An 18,607-nucleotide genomic window follows, 5' to 3' on the forward strand; every position below is an offset into this window, starting at 1 on the left:
GACATCCTTCTCTTCGACACCCCTGTGCGGATGCCGGGCGAAGGTACGTCGCTTAACCTTGAGAAGATGCCGATCCGGCCCGGGAAAATGTCCCGACCGCGCCCCGCGGACGTCCACCGGCGGGGCGGCGGCGGATCACCGATTCAACCGCAGCCGCAGCGCCACCGACCGCGCATGCGCCGGCAGCCCCTCGGCATGCGCGAGCGCCACCGTCGCCGGGCCGAGCGTCGCCAGTGCGGCTTCGTCCAGCCCGAGGAAGCTGGTGCGCTTCATGAAGTCGAGCACCGACAGGCCGCTGGCGAAGCGCGCGCGGCGGCCGGTCGGCAGGACGTGGTTGGGGCCGGCGACGTAATCGCCGATCGCCTCGGGCGTATGGCGGCCGAGGAAGACGCTGCCGGCGTGGCGGACGCGGTCGAACAGCGCCTGCGGATCGTCGACCGCGAGCTGGAGATGTTCGGGCGCGAGCCGGTCGACGAGCGGGCAGGCGGCGTCGAGCGATTCGACGACGATGATCGCGCCGTTCGCCTCCCAGGCGGTGCGCGCCACCGCGGCGGTGGGCAGGATCGCCAGCTCGTCCTCGACCACCGCGGCGACGCGGGTCGCGTAATCGGCATCGTCGGTGAACAGGATCGATTGCGTCGTGACGTCATGCTCGGCCTGGCTGAGCAGGTCGGCGGCGGTCCATTGCGGGTCGTTGCGCGCATCCGCCACCACGACGATCTCGCTGGGGCCGGCGACCATGTCGATGCCGACGACGCCATAGACCTGCCGCTTCGCCTCGGCGACCCAGGCATTGCCGGGGCCGGTGATGACGTCGACCGGCCGGATGCGGCCCGCGCCGTAGGCGAGCGCGGCGATCGCCTGCGCGCCGCCGATCCGCCACACCTCGTCGACGCCGGCGAGATGCGCGGCGGCCAGGACGAGGTCGTTGATCTGGCCGTCCGGTGTCGGAGTCACCATCACCAGCCGCTCGACCCCGGCGACCTTGGCGGGGATCGCGTTCATCAGCAGCGACGAGGGGTAGGCGGCGCGGCCGCCCGGTACGTACAGCCCGGCGGCATCGACCGCGCGCCAGCGCGCGCCGAGGCGGACGCCGGCGGCATCGGTATAGTCGCTGTCGGCGGGCCGCTGCCGCTCGTGATAGGCGCGGATGCGCGCGGCGGCGAGGTCGAGCGCGTCGCGCAGCGCCGGGTCGAGCGCGGCATAGGCCGCCGCACAGGCGGCGGGTTCGATCTGCCAGCCGGTGTCGGACAGATCGTGGCGGTCGAGCTTGCGGGTGAAGGCGGCCACCGCCGCCTCGCCCTCGTCACGCACCGCGCGGATGATCGCGGCGACGTCGCGGGTGACGTCGGCGGAGGCTTCGCGGCGGCCGTCGACCAGCGCGGTGAAGGCATCGGCGAAGCCGGCATCGCGCGTGTCGAGGCGGATCATGCCGCCTGCTCCTGCGCGACCGCCTGGCGGAACGCCTCGACCAGCGGCACGACCTCGGCGCGGGTCTTCATCGCGGCACGGTTGACGATCAGCCGGCTGGTCACCTCCGCGATCACCTCGACCTCGACCAGGCCGTTTTCCTTCAACGTCTTGCCCGAGGAGACGAGGTCGACGATGCGCGGCGCGAGGCCGAGCGTCGGCGCCAGCTCCATCGCGCCGTTGAGCTTGACGCATTCGGCCTGGACGCCGCGCGCGGCGAAATGCGCGGCGGTGATGTGCGGATATTTGGTGGCGACGCGGACGTGGCTCCAGCCGCGCGGATCGTCATGCGCCGCCATCGCCGCGGGTTCGGCGACCGAGATGCGGCAATGGCCGATGCCGAGGTCGACCGGCGCGTAGAGCTCGGTATAGCCGAATTCGGCGATCACGTCCGACCCGACGATACCGAGCTGCGCCGCGCCATGCGCGACGAAGGTCGCGACGTCGAAGGCGCGGACGCGGATCAGCTCGATATGCGGCACATCGGTGGCGAAGCGCAGCGCGCGGCTGGCCTCGTCGCCGAACGCGGGTTCGGGCCGGATACCGGCGCGCGCCAGCAGCGGCAGCGCTTCGGCGAGGATACGGCCTTTCGGCACGGCGATGACTAATGGGGGTGTCGACACGGGTCAGGCTTTACTGACGGGCCGGGATGCGCGCAACACGCGCCGGCAGGAGGCGGGCGATGGCAGGTGAGTCGGACAATCGGCAGGCGTTCCCGGTGCAGGCCGACTATTGCGCCGCGATGGCCGCGCCGATCACCGCGCGGGTCTGCACCGCGCTCGGGCAGGTGCTCGACCGTACCAGCGCGACCGGGCGGCGGGTGCTCGACTGGCCGGGCGAGCCGATCGCCGATGCGCTGGTGCTGCGGCTGGTCGGCGGTCTGCACGCGCTGCACCGCGCCGGCGCCGACGCCGCGCTGTCCTCGGTGTTCGACGGCGCGGTTTCCGACGTGGACGCGGTGGCGGCGATCATCGCTGAGGTGGTGCGAGACCATGACGCGCGGCTGCTGCCGTGGCTCGACGGGCCGCCGCAGACCAATGAGGCGGCGCGATCGGCAGGGCTGATGACCGGGCTGCTGCATCTCGCGCAGCGCTATGGACCACGGATCGAACTGCTCGAGATCGGATCGAGCGCCGGGCTCAACCTGATGCTCGGCCGGTATGGCTTCGATCTCGGCGGGGTCACGGTCGGGCCGGAGGCGGCGGCGGTGCGGCTCGTGCCGGACTGGCGCGGGGGGGCGCCGCCCGCCGTGCCGGTCGAGGTGACCGGCGCGCGCGGTGTCGATATCGCCCCGGTCGATGTCGGCGACCCGGCGCAGGCGGCGCGGCTCGCCGCCTATGTCTGGGTCGATGCGCAGGAGCGGCTGGCGCGGCTCGATGCGGCGATCGCTCTGGTCCGCATGCAGGGCGTCGCGCTGGACGAGGGCGACGCGGCCGATTGGGTCGAGGCGCGGCTCGCCGAACCGCAGGCGGCGGGCGTGACGCGGGTGCTGATGCATTCGGTGGTGTGGCAATATCTGCCCGCCGCGGGCCGCGCGCGCATCGTCGCCGCGATGGCGGCGGCCGGCGCCCGCGCCACCGCCGACCGGCCGCTCGGCTGGGTGATGATGGAGCCCAATCGCGATCTTCATCGGCACGAGGTGCGGGTGCGCGGCTGGCCGGGCGGGACGCCGATGGAGCTGGTCGCGCTCACCCATGCGCACGGCGCCTGGGTGGAGGGGCTCGCGCCGCCGTTCGAGACGCGCGATTACGTCATGCGCCGCGGCGCCTATGAGGCGGACGGCGACTAACGGGCGGGGAGGGCGGACCCTCCCCGCAGCGGATCAGTAGAAGAAGCGGTTGTAGACCTGCACCGCGCGGCCCGAGCGGGTGTCGACCAGCACGACGTCATTGCCGTAGCGCACCCAGCGCTGATAGCCGTAGCCCGGGCGCGGCAGGCGATAGGTGCCGTAATCGTTGATCCAATACCGCTGGCCGTAATATTCCGGCGCGAAGCGATAACCGGCGGTCACCGGGCGATAGCGATAGCCGCGTGGGCCGTTATAGGCGCCGCGGCGATAGACGTTGGCATGGCTGCGGCGATAGTCGCGCCAATCCTCGCGCAGCTCGCGGCGATCCTCGCGCACTTCGCGGCGCGCGTCGCGGATGTCGCCACGGTCGCCATAGGCGCGCGCGCGGGCGAGATCGCGCTCGCTCTGGCGGACTTCGCGTTCGCTCTGCCGGACCTCACGCGCACTCTGCGCGCTCGCCGCGGCGGCGGGCAGGATGGTCGCTGCGGCAACGGCGGCGATGATGAACTTACGCATCGGTGAACACTCCTCTGTGGCGCGCCCTCATCCGCCGGAACGGTGAGGGGCATGGCGGCCTTTTCCGCCCAAGCGCCTGAACGCATGAGGAATGTTTTGGTCAGCTTAGCGAAAGCCAAATATCGATCTCGATCCGGTACGTATCGGACCGCGTCCGGTCAGATCCGCCAGTCCCGCATCGCCGCGACGACCGCTTCCGGCGCCTCCCACGGCACGAAATGCCCCGCGTCGATCCTGGCGACGGTCAGCCGCGGCACATAGGGGCCGAGATCGTCGACCAGGGCAGGCAGCAGCGCCCGATCGCGTATCCCCCAGATCACCAAAGTGTCCTGCGTCACCGGCGGGAAGGGGCGGTCGAGGAAGGCCGGGCGCGGCGGGGCCTCGTCGGGGGCGGGGACGATGACGCCGGAGGCGCGATACCAGTTGAGCATCGCGGTCATCGCGCCGGGCTGCGCCCATTCGTCGAGATAGGCGGCCTTGTCCGGCCCGGCGATCGCCTGCGTGACATGCTGCGCGAACGTCGAGCCGAAGAAGCGCTCGAGGCCGGCGCCGGTCAGCCCCTGATCGATCGTCGTATCGCGGAAGCGGCGGATATATTGGCTCGCCGCGCGCTGCGCAGGATCGTCGAACAGCGCACGCTGGAAAAGGAAGGGGTGCGGCGCATTGACGATGACCAGCCGCGCGACCCGGTCGGGCCGGGCGAGCGCCGCCATCCAGGCGATCGCGCCGCCCCAATCGTGGCCGACGAGCGTGAAGCGATCGATCGCCAGCCTATCGGCGAGCGCGATCAGATCGGCGAGGATCGCGTCTGCCGCATAGGCCTCGACCCCGTCGGGTTTGGACGAGCGCGCGAAGCCGCGCTGGTCGGGCGCGACGACGTAATGGTCGCGCGCCAGATCGGGGAGGATGCCGCGCCACGTCCGGTGCGATTCGGGAAAGCCGTGCAGCAGGATCACCGGCGGCTGCGTCGGGTCGCCGGCGATCGCGACGTCGAGCTCGACGCCGGTGGACAAAGCGATGCGGCGCAGCGCGGGCAGGGTCACGGCCGGCGGCTCACGGATAGCTGACCGTGTTGGGGACCGCGGGGATCGGGATCCACTCCTTGTCGTCCCCCGGCACGACCGGAAACTCGCCCGCCTTCCACGCGCGCTTCGCCTCGTTGATCCGCTCGCGGCTCGACGAGACGAAATTCCACCAGACGTGGCGCGGCGTGCGGAAGGCGTCGCCGCCGGCGAGCATCACCCGGCCGCCCTGCGACGAGCGCAGCGTCGCGGCGATGCCCGGCCGCAGCACGTAGAGCTTCATCGGTTCGAGCGGCACGCCCTCCAGGCTCGCCTCGCCGATCGCAAGATAGACCGCGCGTTCCTCCGCCGCCGCGTCGACCGGCACGCTCGCGCCGGGATCGAGCACGATGTCGGCGTAGATCGTGCCGGCATAGGTGGTGGTCGGCGCGCGCTGGCCCCATAATTCGCCCATGATGATGCGCGCCCGCACGCCATGCGCGGCGAGCGTCGGCAGCGCCGCCTTGGCGACGTGCTCGAAGGCCGGATCGGTTTCCTCCTGCGCCTCGGGCAGCGCCAGCCAGGTCTGGATCCCCGACAGCGCCGGCCCCGCGTCACGCTCGTCGCCGGGCGAGCGTTCGGAATGGACGATGCCATGGCCCGCGGTCATCAGATTGACCGCGCCCGGCTCGATCCGCTGGCGCGTGCCGAGCGAATCGCGATGATCGATCGCGCCGTCGAACAGATAGGTCACCGTCGCGAGGTTGATGTGCGGATGCGGCCGCACGTCGATGCCGTTGCCGACCTCCAGATGCGCCGGCCCCATCTGGTCGAAGAACAGGAACGGCCCCACCATGGTGCGTTCCTTGTTGGGCAGGGTGCGGTGCACCTTGAAGCCGCCCAGGTCGTGCGTCACCGGGGTGATCGTCTGCAGCACGAAGTCATCCAGCATGGCGTGGGTCCGTTTCGCTGAGAAGCTGTTCAAGATCAGCAGGATAGATAATCTCTGGCCAGTCGGCCAGTTCGTCGCGCGCAAACCAGCGCGATCCCGCCAGCACGCGCTGTTCGAGCGGGGTCAGCGCTCCGGCGCGCACCGCGTGCGAGTCGACGTCGACACGGAAATAGCGTTCGTCGGCGGTCACCTCGACGCCTTCGAAGGTCAGGAACTCGCAGGTGCGCTGCGCGACCTCCGGACCGCAGTCGCGGGTCAGGCCGACCTCTTCCCACAATTCGCGCCGCGCCGCCTCGGCATAGCTTTCGCCCGGGTCGACCGCGCCGCCCGGCGTGCACCACAGGGGTGGCCGGTCGTCGGGGGTGAAGCGCATCAGCAGCACGCGGTTCGCGCCGTCGACGAGCAGGATGCGGGCGGCGGGGCGGGGGATGCGGGCCATGGCCGGCGTTCTACGCGCTTGCGGTGGCGGCGCGAAGGCGGGTTTTGCGAAACGCAGCCGTTCCCGGCGCGGGGGTCAGGCGGCGTCGAGTTCGGGATAGTGGCGGAAGATGCCGTCGGTGTTGAACGGCAGCCGCCGCTCGCTCGCGCAATAGGCGCGGATTCCCGGCAGATCGGCGACCGCATCATGCAGCCGCACCAGCGCCGGATAGCGCGGCTCGAGCGTCGCCATCCGCTGCGGAAACATGTAGCGCAGCCCCTCGACGATCTGGAACAGCGAGGTGTCGCCATAGCTCCAGCGATGATCGAACAGCCAGTCGCCCGATCCCTGGCGTGCCGCCGCTTCGAAATGATCGAGGAACTTGGGCAACCGCTCCTCGCGGAACTGCGCCGCGGCGCGGGCGGCCTCCGGCTTTTGGTGGTCATAATAGTCCATCATCGCCACCGGGTGGTGGACGTTGTGCACCTCGGCGACGAGGTCGGCGATGGTCAGCTGCACTTGGTTGAGCCAGGAGCGGTCGGCGAGTCCGGACGGCGCGAGATCGTGCTGCTGGCCGAGGAACTGGAGGATGTTGGCGACCTGCGCGATCGCATGGCCGTCGAGCGCCAGATAGGGCGGTGCATAGGGGCCGCGACCGGTGGCGGCGCGCGTCTCGAGATCGGCGAGCATCGCTTCCGCGCCCTCGATCCGCGCGCAATCGTCATAGGCGATGCCGGCGGCTTCGAAGGCGAGCCGGACGAACTCGCCCCGGCCCTGGATCGTCGGCCAGTACCACAGGCGATAGCGCATGACTCATTCTCCCGGTGCGCTCGCCTTGATGGCGAGGGCATGGATTCGCGTCGACAACAGATCGGCGAGGGCTTGGTTCACCGCCCGCTGGCGCGCGACCCGGCTCTGTCCGGCGAAGGCGGGGCTCTCGACGATCACCGAGAAGTGCGATTCGCCGGTGCCGTCGTCGCCGCTGTGGCCGGCGTGCAGGTGGCTGTCGTTGCGCACTTCGAGCTGGCTCGGGGCGAGGGCGGCGGTGAGCCGGGCGGCGATGATTTCGGCGAGCGGAGCGGCGGTGGCGGTGTCGGTCATCGCGCCTATATATCGGCATTGCGCCAATTAGGGAGCGTTCGTGACGCGCGCGAGTGACAAGAAGGACCGGCCGCAGACGCGGTTCCATGGCCGGATGGAAGCACAGGGGCGGATCTGCGCCGAGCCGGGTTGCCCCGAACCGGGCGAGTTCCGCGCGCCGCCGATCGAAGGCGCGGCGAGCGGCAACGGGCCGGGCGCCTTCCGCTGGATGTGCCTCGACCACGTCCGCGCCTTCAACCGCGGCTATAATTATTTCGACGGCATGACCGCGGACGAGATCCATCAGGCGCAGCGCCCGATGGCCGGCTGGGAAAGCGAGACGCGCGCCTTTTCGCGCGCGGGGACCGGCGATCCCGGGCCGCGCTGGGCCGATTTCAGCGATCCGCTCGACGCGATCGGTGCGCGCTACCGCCGCGAGGTCGCGCCCGAGCGGAGCGACGGCAAGCCGCTGTCCGGGCAGGATCGCGCCAGCCTCAAGGTGCTGGGGCTGGCGGCGGACGCGGACCGGCAGGCCCTGCGCAAACGCTATTCGGAGCTCGTCCGCCGCTACCACCCCGACCGCAACGGCGGCGACCGCAGCCACGAAGCGCGCCTGCAGTCGGTGATCGCCGCGTACCAGCAGTTGCGACAGGCGCCGGCCTTCGCGTGAGCGCGGCGGCGTCACGCCGAGCGCGCAGCGCCCGCGGCGACTTGACGACGGGACAATCCCTTTCCACTGCTTTCCCGTTGCGCCATTCGCTCGCTTCGCGCGTTGGGGAGGGCCGCCTGTGATCTGCCATCTTCGATACGGTGCCCCGACCCGATGACCGATATTTCCAATACCCAGCCTGACAGCCGCGAGACGACGATCCTCGACGCGCCCGACAAGATGGTCGGCGTGCGCGACCTGTTCGGCATCGACAGCGACATGCAGGTGCCCGCGTTCAGCGAGGCGGACGAACGCGTCCCCGATCTCGATCCCGCCTATGTCTTCGATCCCGACACGACGATGGCGGTGCTGGCGGGCTTCGCGCACAACCGCCGCGTGATGGTGCAGGGCTATCACGGCACCGGCAAGTCGAGCCATATCGAGCAGGTCGCGGCACGGCTCAACTGGCCGTGCATCCGCATCAACCTCGACGCGCATATCAGCCGTATCGACCTCGTCGGGCGCGACGCGATCGTGCTGCGCGACGGCCAGCAGGTCACCGAATTCCGCGAGGGCCTGCTGCCCTGGGCTTTGCAGACGCCGACCGCCTTGGTCTTCGACGAATATGACGCCGGCCGCCCCGATGTGATGTTCGTCATCCAGCGCGTGCTGGAGACGGAGGGCAAGCTGACGCTGCTCGACCAGAACCGCGTCATCCGCCCGAGCCCGTGGTTCCGCCTGTTCGCCACCGCCAATACGGTCGGCCTCGGCGACACCAGCGGCCTCTATCACGGCACGCAGCAGATCAACCAGGGTCAGATGGATCGCTGGAACATCGTCGTCACGCTCAACTATCTGCCCGCCGTGGTCGAATCGCAGATCGTGCTCGCCAAGTCCGGCGAATATGACAAGCCCGAGGGCAAGAAGACCGTCGACCAGATGGTCCGCGTCGCCGACATGACGCGCAAGGGCTTCATTAACGGCGACATCTCGACGGTGATGAGTCCGCGCACGGTGATCACCTGGGCGCAGAACACGCTGATCTTCGGCGATGTCGGCTTCGCCTTCCGGTTGAGCTTCCTCAACAAGTGCGACGAGAACGAACGTTCCCTCGTGGCGGAATATTATCAGCGCGTGTTCGGCAAGGACCTGCCGGAAAGCGTGGTGGGGAAGGCATAAGGAGGCGGGCATGACGAGGGCCGAGGCGCTGCGGCGGTTGCGGTCGTGCGAGGGTGAGTTGCGGCAACTCGGCATCACCCGGCTGTCGATGTTCGGCTCGACCGCGCGTGACGAGGCGCGCGACGATTCGGACGTCGATCTGGTCGCGAGCGTCGATTACGATGCGATCCGCGCGCTCGGCCCGTTCGGCTATTTCGGGATCGAGGGGAAGATCGAGGCGATGCTCGGGGCAAAGGTCGATTTCATGACGGAAGCCTCGTTGGAGCCGCCGTTGCAGGCACAGGTCGATCAGGATCGCGTGCATGTCTTTTGATCGGATACGCAGCCGGCTCGAGCATATCGTCCTCTATGCCGACCGGATCGCCGGATATCTCGATGGCTATGACTTCGACCGGTACCGCGCCGACGTGCGGACGGTCGATGCCGTCGAGCGATGTATCGAGCGCATCGCGGAGGCGGTGGTGCAGATCGGCGCGGAGCCTGCCGCGGCACTCGGCCTGCCGGTACCGTTCAACGACGTGCGCAGTCTCGGCAATCGGCTGCGGCACGATTATAGCCGGATCGACCCCCACGTGATCTACGACACGGCGCGACGCGACATTCCCGCGCTGCGAGACGCCGCGCAACGCGCATTGGACAGCTGAATGGCCACCGACACTCCTCTCGACCGGTTCAAGGCGGTCCTCACCGGCACGGCGCGCGCGATCGCCGAGGAGCCCGAGCTCGATCTCGGCTTCACCGCCGACACGCCCGCGCAATCGGGCAAGCATATCAAGGTGCCGATGCCGGCCCGCACGCTGCCGGCGGATCAGGTGGCGGAGGCGCGCGGCTTTTCCGACGGCTTCGCGCTGCGGCTCAAGCATCACGACAGCGCACTCCATCAGCGCCATGCGCCGGCCGAGGCAGTGGCGCGCTCGGTGTTCGACGCGGTCGAGGGCGCGCGGGTCGAGGCGCTCGGCAGCCGTGGCTATGCCGGGATAACCGACAATCTCGCCCAGGCGCTCGACGTCAGGATGCGCAGCGATCCGATCACGCGCGCGCGCAGCCGTGAGGAGGTGCCGCTCGCCACGGCTCTGTCGCTGCTCGTCCGCGAACGGCTGACCGGGCTGGAAGCACCTGCCGCGGCGGCGCCGGGGCTCGCGCTGGTACGCGACTGGATCGATCAACGCACCGACCTGTCGAGCCTCGCGCTGGCGCTCGACGACCAGCGCGCCTTCCAGAGTCTCGCGATGAAGATGCTCGAGGAGCTCGAGCTGGTCGAGGGCGAGGTGCTGCCCGAGAATGCCGACGAGGGCGGCTCGGAGGACGAGGGCACCGACGAGCAGCAGCAGGACGAGGGCGAGGAGGACGAGCAGCAAGACGGCGGCGAGGGCGAGGCGGAGGTCGATGCCCGCGGCGAATCGCAACCGGCGGACAGCGACGAGGGCGAGGGCGAGGAGTCCGGCGAGGAGTCGATGAGCGACCTCGACGGCGAGCCCGGCGACGACGGCGACGACGGCATGCAGCCGGTCCGCCCCAATCGCCCGAACAGCGACTTCATGCCGCAGTTCGAATACAAGCCGTGGACGACGCAATTCGACGAGGTCGTCGCCGCCACCGACCTGTGCGACGCCGAGGAGCTGGCGCGGTTGCGCGGCTATCTCGACCAGCAGCTCGCGCATCTGCAATCGGCGGTGTCGAAGCTCGCCAACCGGCTGCAGCGGCGGCTGATGGCGCAGCAGTCGCGCGCCTGGGACTTCGATCAGGACGAAGGCATGCTCGACGCGGCGCGGCTCGCCCGCGTCGTCGTCACGCCCGGCCAGTCGCTGAGCTACAAGATCGAGCGCGAGACCGATTTCCGCGACACGGTGGTGACCCTGCTGATCGACAATTCGGGATCGATGCGCGGGCGGCCGATCGGCATCGCCGCGATCAGCGCGGATATCCTCGCGCGGACGCTGGAACGGTGCGGTGTGAAGACCGAGATCCTCGGCTTCACCACCCGCGCGTGGAAGGGCGGGCAGGCGCGTGAGACGTGGCTGGCCGCGGGACGGCCGCCGCAGCCGGGGCGGCTCAACGACATCCGCCATATCGTCTACAAGAAAGCGGACGAACCGTGGCGGCGCGCACGCACCAATCTCGGCCTGATGATGCGCGAAGGGCTGCTCAAGGAGAATATCGACGGCGAGGCGCTGCTCTGGGCGCACAGCCGCCTGCTCGCGCGGCCCGAGGAGCGGCGTATCCTGATGGTGATCAGCGACGGCGCGCCGGTCGACGATTCGACGCTGTCGGTCAATTCGGGCAGCTATCTGGAGCGTCATCTGCGCCAGGTGATCGGCTGGATCGAGGCCAAGTCGCCGGTCGAGCTGGTCGCGATCGGCATCGGCCACGACGTGACGCGCTATTATGCGCGGGCGGTGACGATCATGGATGCCGAGCAGCTCGGCGGCACGATCATCGAACAGCTCGCCGCCCTGTTCGACACGCCGTGACGCCATCCGTCGCGCGTCCCTTCCCACGATCATCGGAGAGTTCATGACCAAGACGGCATTCATCACCGGCGCCACCGCCGGGATCGGCGCGGCGGCGGCGGAGGCGTTCGTCGCGGCGGGATGGCGGGTGATCGCGACCGGGCGCCGCACCGAGCGGCTCGACACCCTGCGCGCGAAGCTGGGTGACGCGGTCCACACGCTCGCCTTCGACGTCGCCGACGAGGCGGCCGCCGGCGCGGCGATCGACGGGCTGCCGGAGGATTGGCGCGACATCGACCTGCTGATCAACAACGCCGGCCTTGCGCTCGGCACCAAGCCGGCGCAGGAGGCGAAGCTCGACGACTGGCGGACGATGATCGCGACCAACGTCACCGCGCTCGTCGCGCTCACCCACCGGTTGCTCCCCGCGCTGATCGCGCGGCGCGGCGCGATCATCAACCTGTCGTCGGTCGCCGCGACCTATCCCTATACCGGCGGCAACGTCTATGGCGGCACCAAGGCGTTCGTCGAGCAATTCTCGCTGGGGCTGCGATCGGACCTGCACGGCAAGGGCGTCCGCGTCACCTCGATCGAACCGGGCATGGTCGAGACCGAATTCACCACGATCCGCACCGGCGGCGACCAGGCGGCGTCGGACGCACTTTACAAGGGCGCCGACCCGATGACCGCCGCGGATATCGCCGCAACGATGCTGTGGGTGGCGACGCTGCCGCCGCATCTCAACATCAACCGGCTCGAACTGATGCCGGTCAGCCAGTCGTTCGCCGGCTTTCAGGTCGCCCGCGCCGGCTAATCGACTTCGGCGCATGGGTCGCGCAGCCGGCTGGAGAGGAAGCCGATCAACGCCTCGACCCGCGCCGGGCGCAGCGCGCTCGGCGGGGTGAGCAGGTGGAGGCCGATCGCCGCCGCCGACCAGTCGGGCAAAATCGTCACCACCGCACCGCTCGCGATATGCGGGCCGACGATGAAGCCGGGCAGTCGCGCGATGCCGAGTCCGGCGATCAGCGTCGGCAGCAGCGCCTCGCCGCTGTTGGCGATCAGCGGCCCCTGCGGCCGGATCGCAACGTCGCGGCCGTCGGCATGCTGGAAGCGCCACGGCGCGGAGGCGTTCGAATAGCCGAGCACGCGATGGCGGGTCAGGTCGCCGGGCTGCTCCGGCGTGCCGTGCGCGGCGAGATAGGCGGGCGCGGCGACGAGATGCATCCGCACCTCGCAGAGCCGACGGCCGCGCAGGCTGCTGTCGGGCAGGTCGCCGATGCGCAAGGCGACATCGAACCCTTCGGCGACGATGTCGACGCGTGCGTCGGACAGGTGCAGGTCGATCTCCACCCCAGGATGTTCGGCGAGGAATTCGGCGAGCAGCGGCGCGACGCTGCGCACCCCGAAGCTCATCGGCGCGGCGAGCCGGATGCGGCCGGTCGGCGCGCTCAGCGCATCGCGTGCGGCTTCCTCGGCGGCCTGCGCCTCGGCGAGGATGCGCCCGGCGTGCGCGGCGAGCGGTTTGCCCGCCTCGGTCAGCGCCAGCCGCCGCGAGGTGCGGTGGAACAGCGACTGGCCGATCTGCTCCTCGAGCCGGGTGATCGCCTTCGACACCGTCGCCTTGCTGAGGCCGATCGTCTCGGCGGCGGCGCTGAACGATTTATGTTCGGCGACCGCGGCGAAGATCGCCCAGGCTTCGAGATCGGGTAGGCGCATCACGGCTCCTTCGCTGGCGAGTGGCCGACCGCTATCAGCGCCGGCGGTGCCGTTCCATCGATTTGCGCGCTAGAATAGGATCATCCAGTAGAGGAAGACGCCATGCGTGCCGAAGACATCCTGCCGGACGAGGCCAGTTTCGTCGAACGCGACGGCATGATGCTGCGCAAGGGTACGGTGGCGGCGTTCCTCGCCAATGCGCGGACGTGGCTCGATGCGCAGGCGACGCCGGAGCAGGTCGCCGCGGCGGCAGCGGCGATGCTGGCGGCGCGGCCGGCTTTGGTGGCGCTCGGGCTGTTCGACATCCTCGTGCCGCGCGACCCGTGGCTGGCCGCGCTGCTGACCGGGTGAGCCGGGGAACCGGGTGCGGAAACGGACGGTTTCCAGCGCGCCGGTTTACCCATCGGGCCAGCGCGGCCATGTAGGGTCGGATACGAAACGCGGAGATGTCTGGATGACCAAGGTTCTGGTGCTTTATTATTCGTCCTACGGCCATATCGAGCAGATGGCCGATGCCGTCGCCGAAGGCGCCCGCGCCGGCGGTGCCGAGGTCGACATCCGCCGCGTCGCCGAAACCGCGCCCGACGAGGTGGTCAAGGCCGCGCATTTCAAGACCGATACCGCGCATCCGCTGATCGAAGGACCCGACGCGCTCGCCGACTATGACGCGATCATCGTCGGCGCGCCGACCCGCTACGGCCGCATGCCGGCGCAGATGGCCGCCTTCTGGGATACCACCGGTGGGCTGTGGATGCGCGGCGGCCTGATCGGCAAGGTCGGCGGCGCCTTCACCTCGACCGCCAGCCAGCATGGCGGCCAGGAGACGACGCTTTTCTCGATCATCACCAACCTGCTGCATCATGGCATGACCATCGTCGGCCTCGACTACGGCTATCAGGCGCAGGGCGGGGTCAAGGAAGTCCATGGCGGCACGCCTTATGGCGCCTCGACGATCGCCGATGGCGACGGCAGCCGCCAGCCGAGCCAGATCGACCTCGACGGCGCGCGCTATCAGGGCAAGCGCATCGCCGAGACGGCCGCCAAGCTCAAGTGAGATGAGGGCGCGGCGCGCGGAAACGCGGGCCGCCCTTCAACCCTCGTTGCCCCGGAGGTGATCCGGGGCGATTGGGGCCGGGAACGGCGTGTCGCCGTCGGCTCGTCCCGCGGCCGGACGGCGGCGCTGAGATTTGACCTAAGACGCGGCGCCGCCTCGAACGCCTCGTCACCCCGGATTTGTTCCGGAGTCCATGGTGCTGCGAACTCGACGGCGCCTGATCGCGGAACGGTGGATGCCGGAACAAGCCCGGCATGACGGTGGGGCGTAACGCGAGGCTCGAGCGGGCCATGGTAGCGACCGAAGCCAGCGCGTCTCGCCGGATATGGCCCCGGTCGCCACGATTGGCGCACCGCCGTAAACCCGCCTACACTCCTCCCATGTCGACCCAGCCGCCCCGCCTGCCGCCGCCCGCGCCCGAGGATGCCGCGGCGCGCAACATGCGGCTGCTCGTGCTGCTGCGCTGGATGGCGGTCGGCGGCCAGCTCGCGGCGATCCTCATCGTCCGGTACGGGCTCGGCATCGATCTGCCGGTGGTGGCGATGGGGGTGGTGCTCGCCGCGCTGGTCATGCTCAACGTCATGACCTGGCTCGGCCATCCGCATTGGCCGGTGACCAATTTCCAGCTGTTCGGTTCGCTCGCCTGCGATGTCGCCGCGCTGTCGGCGCAATTGTATCTCAGCGGCGGGCCGGCCAATCCCTTCATCTCGCTCTACTTCCTTCAGGTGGTGATGGGCGCGGTGCTGCTTCATGCCTGGTCGAGCTGGGTGCTGGTCGGGCTCGCCTCGGTCGCGCTCGGGCTGGTCGCGTGGCTCAGCCCGCCGCTGGCGCTGCCGCCGTGGTTCGCGTCGCATCTGTCGCCGGTCTATATCGTCGGGCTGTGGGCGAATTTCGTGCTCGCCGCGGTGCTGCTGGTGCTGTTCGTGACGCGCATCGCCGCCAATCTGCGCAGCCGCGACGCGCATCTCGCGACGATGCGGCAGCGCGCGGCGGAGCAGGACCAGATCGTCCGCATGGGTTTGCTCGCCAGCGGTGCGGCGCACGAGCTCGGCACGCCGCTCGCCTCGATCCTCGTGCTGCTCGGCGACTGGCGCAGCGAGCCGGCGATCCGCGGCGACGCGCGGCTCGCCGCCGAGGTCGACGAGATGCAGGCGGAGGTGCTGCGCTGCAAGACGATCGTCTCCGGCATCCTCTTCGCCGCCGGCGAGGTCACCGGCGAGGCGCCCGAGCGGACCACCCTGCGCCGTTTCCTCTCGGGCCTCGTCGCGGTGTGGCCGGGGCGGGTGACCTATGACGATCGGCTCGGCGAGGATCGCGCGATCGTCGCCGACAAGGCGCTCGGCCAGGCGCTGACCAATGTGTTCGACAATGCCGCGGAGGCGGGCGCGGGCGAGATCACGCTGACCGCGGCGATCGACGCGGCGACGATCGTGCTGACCGTGCGCGACGACGGCGGCGGCTTCTCGCCCGCCGTGCTCGCCGGGATCGGTCGCCCCTATAACACCAGCAAGGACCGGCGCGGGGCGGGGCTGGGGCTGTTCCTCGCCACCAATGTCCTGCGCACGCTCGGCGGCACGCTCACCGCACGGAACGTTGCCGGCGGTGCGGAGCTGGTGCTGCGGCTGCCGGTCGCGGCGCTGGCGCTGGAGGAGGAGGCACGATGAGCGGACGGCTGTTGATCGTCGAGGACGATGCCAATTTCGCGCGTACGCTCGGCCGGTCGTTCGAGCGGCGCGGCTATGCGGTGACGATGCTGCCCAGTCCGGAGGGGATCGAGGCGACGGTCGCAGCCTTCGCGCCGGACCATGCGGTGGTCGACCTGCGGCTCGGCGGGGCGTCGGGGCTGAGCTGTGTCGCGACCTTGCACGCGCTCGATCCCGCGATGCGGATCGTCGTGCTGACCGGCTTCGCCAGCATCGCCACCGCGGTCGAGGCGATCAAGCTCGGCGCGACCAATTACCTGACCAAGCCCGCCAATACCGACGATATCGAGGCGGCGTTCGCGCGCGTCGACGGCGATGCCGGCGCGACGATCGCCGCAGCGCCGCCGACATCGATCAAAACGCTGGAATGGGAGCATATCCACCAGACGCTCGCCGATGTGGACTTCAACATCTCCGAAGCGGCGCGGCGGCTCGGCATGCACCGGCGGACGTTGGCGCGGAAGCTCGACAAGAAGCATATGGGGTGAAGGCCTATTCCTCCCCGGCACGGGGAAGAGCCTATTTCAGCAGCTTGGGTCCCTCCGCCTGGATCACGTCGCGGATCTTGCCCGCGAACAGGCCGAGAAAGCCGGGCAGGTCGACCACCGCATGGACGTTGCTGTCCGACACGGTCGCGCGGCAGCCGATCGCCTGACCCATGGCGGTCACGGTGAAATGCATCGTATCCCCCTCCCAGCGATGCTCGACGCCGGCGCCGCCGGGGATCAGCCGGCCGATCTTGCCGATGCCGCCGTCAAGCCGGTCGCGGACCGCGGCCTTGCCGAGGCTGTGGGGGATATTGACTTCGATGGGCGCGCTCATGCCGGGTCCTTGCTCGTTGCGAACAGCATCGCATCATCGCCGAACGCCTTGAACTCGAGCGCGTTGCCCGACGGATCGGCAAAGAACATGGTCGCCTGCTCGCCCGCCTGGCCGGGAAAGCGGATGTGCGGCGCGATGCCGAAGGTCACGCCCGCGGCGGCGACGCGCTCGCTGAGGCTGCGCCAGTCGGCCATGGTCAGGACGACGCCGAAATGCGGCACCGGGACGTGGTGGCCGTCGACTTCGTTGGCATGGGCCACCGCGCGCGCGGCGGGATCGAGATGCGCGACGATCTGATGACCGTAGAGATCGAAGTCGATCCATTGGTCGCTCGATCGCCCCTCCGGACAGCCGAGCACGCCGCCGTAGAAGGCGCGGGCCGCAGCCAGATCGTGGACCGGAAAGGCGAGGTGGAAGGGGCGCAGCGTCATGGCGCCACGATTAGGCGAGCGGGCCGGGGGAGGCCACCGCTAATCCTTGCCGCGGCCCGGCCGGCCGTGACAGAGGCGCGGGGATGACTGTTCCCTTGCCTGCGCTCGGCCTCGACTTCGGCACCACCAACACCGTCGCGGCGATTGCGGCCGGCACCGCCGCCGACCTCGTCCCGCTCGACGCGCCCGATGGCGAGGAGCCGGTGTTCCGCTCGGCGCTGTGCTTCTGGGAGGACGCGGAGGTGCGCGGCGGCCTCGCGTCGGAGGCGGGGCCGTGGGCGATCCGCGAATATCTCGACTTTCCGGAAGGCAGCCGCTTCCTGCAATCGTTCAAGTCGGTCGCCGCCAGCGCGAGCTTCGATCATGCCAATGTCTTCGAGCGGCGGCTGCGCTTCGAGGATCTCGGCGCGCTGTTCCTCGCCAAATTGCGGGCACGGGCACGCGGGCGGCTCAATGGGCCGATCGCCCGCGTCGTCGTCGGCCGGCCGGTCGCTTATGCCGGCAGCCGCCCCGACGAGGCGCTCGCACGCCAGCGCTACGATCAGGTGTTCGGCGCACTCGGTGCAGAGGTGCATTACGTCTACGAACCGCTCGGCGCGGCGTTCAGCTATGCGGCGCGGCTGAGCGAGCAGGCGACCATCCTCGTCGCCGATTTCGGCGGCGGCACCAGCGACTTCTCGGTGGTGCGCGTCGACGTGCCGGGTGCGGCGCGGCGCTGCGTGCCGCTGGGTCACGCCGGGGTCGGCATCGCCGGCGACCGGTTCGATCAGCGCATCCTCGAACGGCTGGTGCTGCCGTTGCTCGGCAAGGGCGGCAGCTACCGGTCGTTCGACAAGATTCTCGAAATCCCCGCCGGCTATTTCGCCGACTTCGCCGACTGGTCGCGCCTCGCCTTGATGCGCAACCGGCGGACGCTCGCCGAGCTCGACAAATTGCGCCGCGCCGCGCTCGATCCCGACGCGATCGGCCGGATGATCGCGGTGATCGAACAGGAACTGGGCTACCACCTCTACGACGCGATCGGTGCGGTGAAGCGGGCGTTGTCGAGCGCCGAACAGGCGCGCTTAACCTTCGAAGGCGCCGGGCTCCGAATCGCCGCGGAGGTGACGCGCGACGCGTTCGAGACGTGGATCGCGCCGGATATCGCGCGTATCGACGCCGCGGTCGACGAGGCCTTGTCGCGTGCCGGAGTAGCGGCGGCGGCGATCGACCGCGTCTTCCTGACCGGCGGCACCTCGCTGACGCCGCGCATCCGCCGCCTGTTCGCCGAACGGTTCGGCGCGGCGCGGATCGCCACCGGCGGCGAGCTGACGTCGATCGCGCACGGCCTCGCGCTGATCGGCCTGCAGGACGATATCGCCGCCTGGACCAGCTGAG

At 69.9% G+C, this 18,607-nt stretch carries 23 protein-coding genes; 12 read left to right on the forward strand and 11 right to left on the reverse strand.

Going from position 1 to position 18,607, the window contains the following annotated elements; genetic code table 11:
- Window positions 1-135: 135 nt before the first annotated feature.
- Together hisD and hisG are read right to left on the reverse strand one after the other, a co-directional pair.
- Window positions 136-1,431, reverse strand: coding sequence for a histidinol dehydrogenase (hisD, locus tag BW41_RS06640; protein ID WP_037532738.1), 1,296 nt, complete (start codon window positions 1,429-1,431; stop codon window positions 136-138).
- Window positions 1,428-2,066 carry an ATP phosphoribosyltransferase gene (gene hisG, locus BW41_RS06645; protein ID WP_037532739.1) on the reverse strand — a complete coding sequence of 213 codons (639 nt, stop codon included), beginning with the start codon at window positions 2,064-2,066 and terminating at the stop codon, window positions 1,428-1,430. The genes hisD and hisG overlap by 4 nt, the downstream gene beginning before the upstream one ends.
- 86 nt (window positions 2,067-2,152) lie before the next feature.
- Here hisG and BW41_RS06650 point away from each other — a divergent pair, with 86 nt between their 5' ends.
- Window positions 2,153-3,259 carry a DUF2332 domain-containing protein gene (locus BW41_RS06650; RefSeq protein ID WP_037532741.1) on the forward strand — a complete coding sequence of 369 codons (1,107 nt, stop codon included), beginning with the start codon at window positions 2,153-2,155 and terminating at the stop codon, window positions 3,257-3,259.
- Between the two features lie 33 nt (window positions 3,260-3,292).
- On the opposite strand, the gene BW41_RS06655 is transcribed toward BW41_RS06650, so the two are convergent.
- From BW41_RS06655 to BW41_RS06680, 6 genes are all read right to left on the reverse strand, one after another.
- Complete coding sequence (locus BW41_RS06655; protein ID WP_037532743.1) at window positions 3,293-3,775, reverse strand: RcnB family protein; 483 nt, start codon at window positions 3,773-3,775, stop codon at window positions 3,293-3,295.
- A 158-nt stretch (window positions 3,776-3,933) separates the two neighbouring features.
- Window positions 3,934-4,818 carry an alpha/beta fold hydrolase gene (locus BW41_RS06660; protein WP_037532745.1) on the reverse strand — a complete coding sequence of 295 codons (885 nt, stop codon included), beginning with the start codon at window positions 4,816-4,818 and terminating at the stop codon, window positions 3,934-3,936.
- 10 nt (window positions 4,819-4,828) lie between these two features.
- Entirely contained in the window at window positions 4,829-5,728 is a 900-nt protein-coding gene (locus tag BW41_RS06665; protein WP_037532747.1) for a pirin family protein, read from the reverse strand.
- Window positions 5,718-6,167 (reverse strand): NUDIX hydrolase, encoded by a 450-nt coding sequence (locus BW41_RS06670; protein WP_037532748.1) that lies wholly within the window; start codon window positions 6,165-6,167, stop codon window positions 5,718-5,720. The genes BW41_RS06665 and BW41_RS06670 overlap by 11 nt, the downstream gene beginning before the upstream one ends.
- A gap of 75 nt (window positions 6,168-6,242) precedes the next feature.
- Window positions 6,243-6,956: a glutathione S-transferase gene (locus BW41_RS06675; RefSeq protein WP_037532749.1), complete on the reverse strand. Its 714-nt coding sequence runs from the start codon at window positions 6,954-6,956 to the stop codon at window positions 6,243-6,245.
- 3 nt (window positions 6,957-6,959) lie between these two features.
- The gene (locus tag BW41_RS06680) at window positions 6,960-7,247 is read right to left on the reverse strand and encodes a BolA family protein (RefSeq protein ID WP_037532751.1); all 288 of its coding nucleotides are present in this window, start codon (window positions 7,245-7,247) and stop codon (window positions 6,960-6,962) included.
- A gap of 94 nt (window positions 7,248-7,341) precedes the next feature.
- Here BW41_RS06680 and BW41_RS06685 point away from each other — a divergent pair, with 94 nt between their 5' ends.
- The 6 genes from BW41_RS06685 to BW41_RS06710 all read left to right on the forward strand — a co-directional run bounded on the left by BW41_RS06685 (window position 7,342) and on the right by BW41_RS06710 (window position 12,318).
- Window positions 7,342-7,896, forward strand: coding sequence for a J domain-containing protein (locus BW41_RS06685; RefSeq protein ID WP_200870372.1), 555 nt, complete (start codon window positions 7,342-7,344; stop codon window positions 7,894-7,896).
- 153 nt (window positions 7,897-8,049) lie between these two features.
- The gene (cobS, locus tag BW41_RS06690) at window positions 8,050-9,054 is read left to right on the forward strand and encodes a cobaltochelatase subunit CobS (RefSeq protein WP_037532755.1); all 1,005 of its coding nucleotides are present in this window, start codon (window positions 8,050-8,052) and stop codon (window positions 9,052-9,054) included.
- A gap of 10 nt (window positions 9,055-9,064) precedes the next feature.
- Window positions 9,065-9,367, forward strand: a complete 303-nt coding sequence (locus BW41_RS06695; RefSeq protein ID WP_037532757.1) for a nucleotidyltransferase family protein — start codon at window positions 9,065-9,067, stop codon at window positions 9,365-9,367.
- Complete coding sequence (locus tag BW41_RS06700) at window positions 9,357-9,698, forward strand: HepT-like ribonuclease domain-containing protein (protein ID WP_037532760.1); 342 nt, start codon at window positions 9,357-9,359, stop codon at window positions 9,696-9,698. The genes BW41_RS06695 and BW41_RS06700 overlap by 11 nt, the downstream gene beginning before the upstream one ends.
- Window positions 9,699-11,525, forward strand: a complete 1,827-nt coding sequence (gene cobT, locus BW41_RS06705; RefSeq protein WP_037532763.1) for a cobaltochelatase subunit CobT — start codon at window positions 9,699-9,701, stop codon at window positions 11,523-11,525.
- Window positions 11,526-11,568: 43 nt separating this feature from the next.
- Window positions 11,569-12,318, forward strand: coding sequence for an SDR family NAD(P)-dependent oxidoreductase (locus BW41_RS06710; protein WP_037532765.1), 750 nt, complete (start codon window positions 11,569-11,571; stop codon window positions 12,316-12,318).
- On the opposite strand, the gene BW41_RS06715 is transcribed toward BW41_RS06710, so the two are convergent.
- On the reverse strand, window positions 12,315-13,220 hold the full coding sequence (locus tag BW41_RS06715) for a LysR family transcriptional regulator (RefSeq protein ID WP_037532767.1): 906 nt from the start codon (window positions 13,218-13,220) through the stop codon (window positions 12,315-12,317). The genes BW41_RS06710 and BW41_RS06715 overlap by 4 nt on opposite strands.
- A gap of 102 nt (window positions 13,221-13,322) precedes the next feature.
- Between BW41_RS06715 and BW41_RS06720 the strand changes: the two genes are divergently transcribed.
- The 4 genes from BW41_RS06720 to BW41_RS06735 all read left to right on the forward strand — a co-directional run bounded on the left by BW41_RS06720 (window position 13,323) and on the right by BW41_RS06735 (window position 16,465).
- Window positions 13,323-13,571, forward strand: coding sequence for a hypothetical protein (locus BW41_RS06720; protein WP_037532769.1), 249 nt, complete (start codon window positions 13,323-13,325; stop codon window positions 13,569-13,571).
- Window positions 13,572-13,674: 103 nt separating this feature from the next.
- On the forward strand, window positions 13,675-14,274 hold the full coding sequence (wrbA, locus tag BW41_RS06725; protein WP_037532772.1) for an NAD(P)H:quinone oxidoreductase: 600 nt from the start codon (window positions 13,675-13,677) through the stop codon (window positions 14,272-14,274).
- Between the two features lie 380 nt (window positions 14,275-14,654).
- On the forward strand, window positions 14,655-15,938 hold the full coding sequence (locus BW41_RS06730; RefSeq protein WP_037532774.1) for an ATP-binding protein: 1,284 nt from the start codon (window positions 14,655-14,657) through the stop codon (window positions 15,936-15,938).
- Complete coding sequence (locus tag BW41_RS06735; RefSeq protein ID WP_037532777.1) at window positions 15,935-16,465, forward strand: response regulator transcription factor; 531 nt, start codon at window positions 15,935-15,937, stop codon at window positions 16,463-16,465. The genes BW41_RS06730 and BW41_RS06735 overlap by 4 nt, the downstream gene beginning before the upstream one ends.
- A 31-nt stretch (window positions 16,466-16,496) precedes the next feature.
- On the opposite strand, the gene BW41_RS06740 is transcribed toward BW41_RS06735, so the two are convergent.
- On the reverse strand, window positions 16,497-16,799 hold the full coding sequence (locus tag BW41_RS06740) for a polyhydroxyalkanoic acid system family protein (RefSeq protein WP_037532780.1): 303 nt from the start codon (window positions 16,797-16,799) through the stop codon (window positions 16,497-16,499).
- The gene (locus tag BW41_RS06745; RefSeq protein WP_037532784.1) at window positions 16,796-17,230 is read right to left on the reverse strand and encodes a VOC family protein; all 435 of its coding nucleotides are present in this window, start codon (window positions 17,228-17,230) and stop codon (window positions 16,796-16,798) included. Before BW41_RS06745 ends, BW41_RS06740 begins: the two co-directional genes overlap by 4 nt.
- 83 nt (window positions 17,231-17,313) lie before the next feature.
- Between BW41_RS06745 and BW41_RS06750 the strand changes: the two genes are divergently transcribed.
- Window positions 17,314-18,606, forward strand: coding sequence for an Hsp70 family protein (locus BW41_RS06750; RefSeq protein WP_037532787.1), 1,293 nt, complete (start codon window positions 17,314-17,316; stop codon window positions 18,604-18,606).
- Window position 18,607: the final 1 nt, after the last annotated feature.

Source organism: Sphingomonas sp. RIT328, assembly GCF_000632225.1.
Lineage (GTDB): Bacteria > Pseudomonadota > Alphaproteobacteria > Sphingomonadales > Sphingomonadaceae > Sphingomonas > Sphingomonas kyungheensis.

Excerpts from the sequence above, each read along its gene's own strand:
- hisD (WP_037532738.1), bottom strand. The coding sequence starts at position 1,431 with ATGATCCGCCTCGACACGCGCGATGCCGGCTTCGCCGATGCCTTCACC.
- BW41_RS06650 (WP_037532741.1), top strand. The coding sequence starts at position 2,153 with ATGGCAGGTGAGTCGGACAATCGGCAGGCGTTCCCGGTGCAGGCCGAC.
- BW41_RS06655 (WP_037532743.1), bottom strand. The coding sequence starts at position 3,775 with ATGCGTAAGTTCATCATCGCCGCCGTTGCCGCAGCGACCATCCTGCCC.
- BW41_RS06665 (WP_037532747.1), bottom strand. The coding sequence starts at position 5,728 with ATGCTGGATGACTTCGTGCTGCAGACGATCACCCCGGTGACGCACGAC.
- BW41_RS06670 (WP_037532748.1), bottom strand. The coding sequence starts at position 6,167 with ATGGCCCGCATCCCCCGCCCCGCCGCCCGCATCCTGCTCGTCGACGGC.
- BW41_RS06675 (WP_037532749.1), bottom strand. The coding sequence starts at position 6,956 with ATGCGCTATCGCCTGTGGTACTGGCCGACGATCCAGGGCCGGGGCGAG.
- BW41_RS06680 (WP_037532751.1), bottom strand. The coding sequence starts at position 7,247 with ATGACCGACACCGCCACCGCCGCTCCGCTCGCCGAAATCATCGCCGCC.
- BW41_RS06685 (WP_200870372.1), top strand. The coding sequence starts at position 7,342 with ATGGAAGCACAGGGGCGGATCTGCGCCGAGCCGGGTTGCCCCGAACCG.
- cobS (WP_037532755.1), top strand. The coding sequence starts at position 8,050 with ATGACCGATATTTCCAATACCCAGCCTGACAGCCGCGAGACGACGATC.
- BW41_RS06695 (WP_037532757.1), top strand. The coding sequence starts at position 9,065 with ATGACGAGGGCCGAGGCGCTGCGGCGGTTGCGGTCGTGCGAGGGTGAG.
- BW41_RS06700 (WP_037532760.1), top strand. The coding sequence starts at position 9,357 with ATGTCTTTTGATCGGATACGCAGCCGGCTCGAGCATATCGTCCTCTAT.
- cobT (WP_037532763.1), top strand. The coding sequence starts at position 9,699 with ATGGCCACCGACACTCCTCTCGACCGGTTCAAGGCGGTCCTCACCGGC.
- BW41_RS06710 (WP_037532765.1), top strand. The coding sequence starts at position 11,569 with ATGACCAAGACGGCATTCATCACCGGCGCCACCGCCGGGATCGGCGCG.
- BW41_RS06715 (WP_037532767.1), bottom strand. The coding sequence starts at position 13,220 with ATGCGCCTACCCGATCTCGAAGCCTGGGCGATCTTCGCCGCGGTCGCC.
- BW41_RS06720 (WP_037532769.1), top strand. The coding sequence starts at position 13,323 with ATGCGTGCCGAAGACATCCTGCCGGACGAGGCCAGTTTCGTCGAACGC.
- wrbA (WP_037532772.1), top strand. The coding sequence starts at position 13,675 with ATGACCAAGGTTCTGGTGCTTTATTATTCGTCCTACGGCCATATCGAG.
- BW41_RS06730 (WP_037532774.1), top strand. The coding sequence starts at position 14,655 with ATGTCGACCCAGCCGCCCCGCCTGCCGCCGCCCGCGCCCGAGGATGCC.
- BW41_RS06735 (WP_037532777.1), top strand. The coding sequence starts at position 15,935 with ATGAGCGGACGGCTGTTGATCGTCGAGGACGATGCCAATTTCGCGCGT.
- BW41_RS06740 (WP_037532780.1), bottom strand. The coding sequence starts at position 16,799 with ATGAGCGCGCCCATCGAAGTCAATATCCCCCACAGCCTCGGCAAGGCC.
- BW41_RS06745 (WP_037532784.1), bottom strand. The coding sequence starts at position 17,230 with ATGACGCTGCGCCCCTTCCACCTCGCCTTTCCGGTCCACGATCTGGCT.
- BW41_RS06750 (WP_037532787.1), top strand. The coding sequence starts at position 17,314 with ATGACTGTTCCCTTGCCTGCGCTCGGCCTCGACTTCGGCACCACCAAC.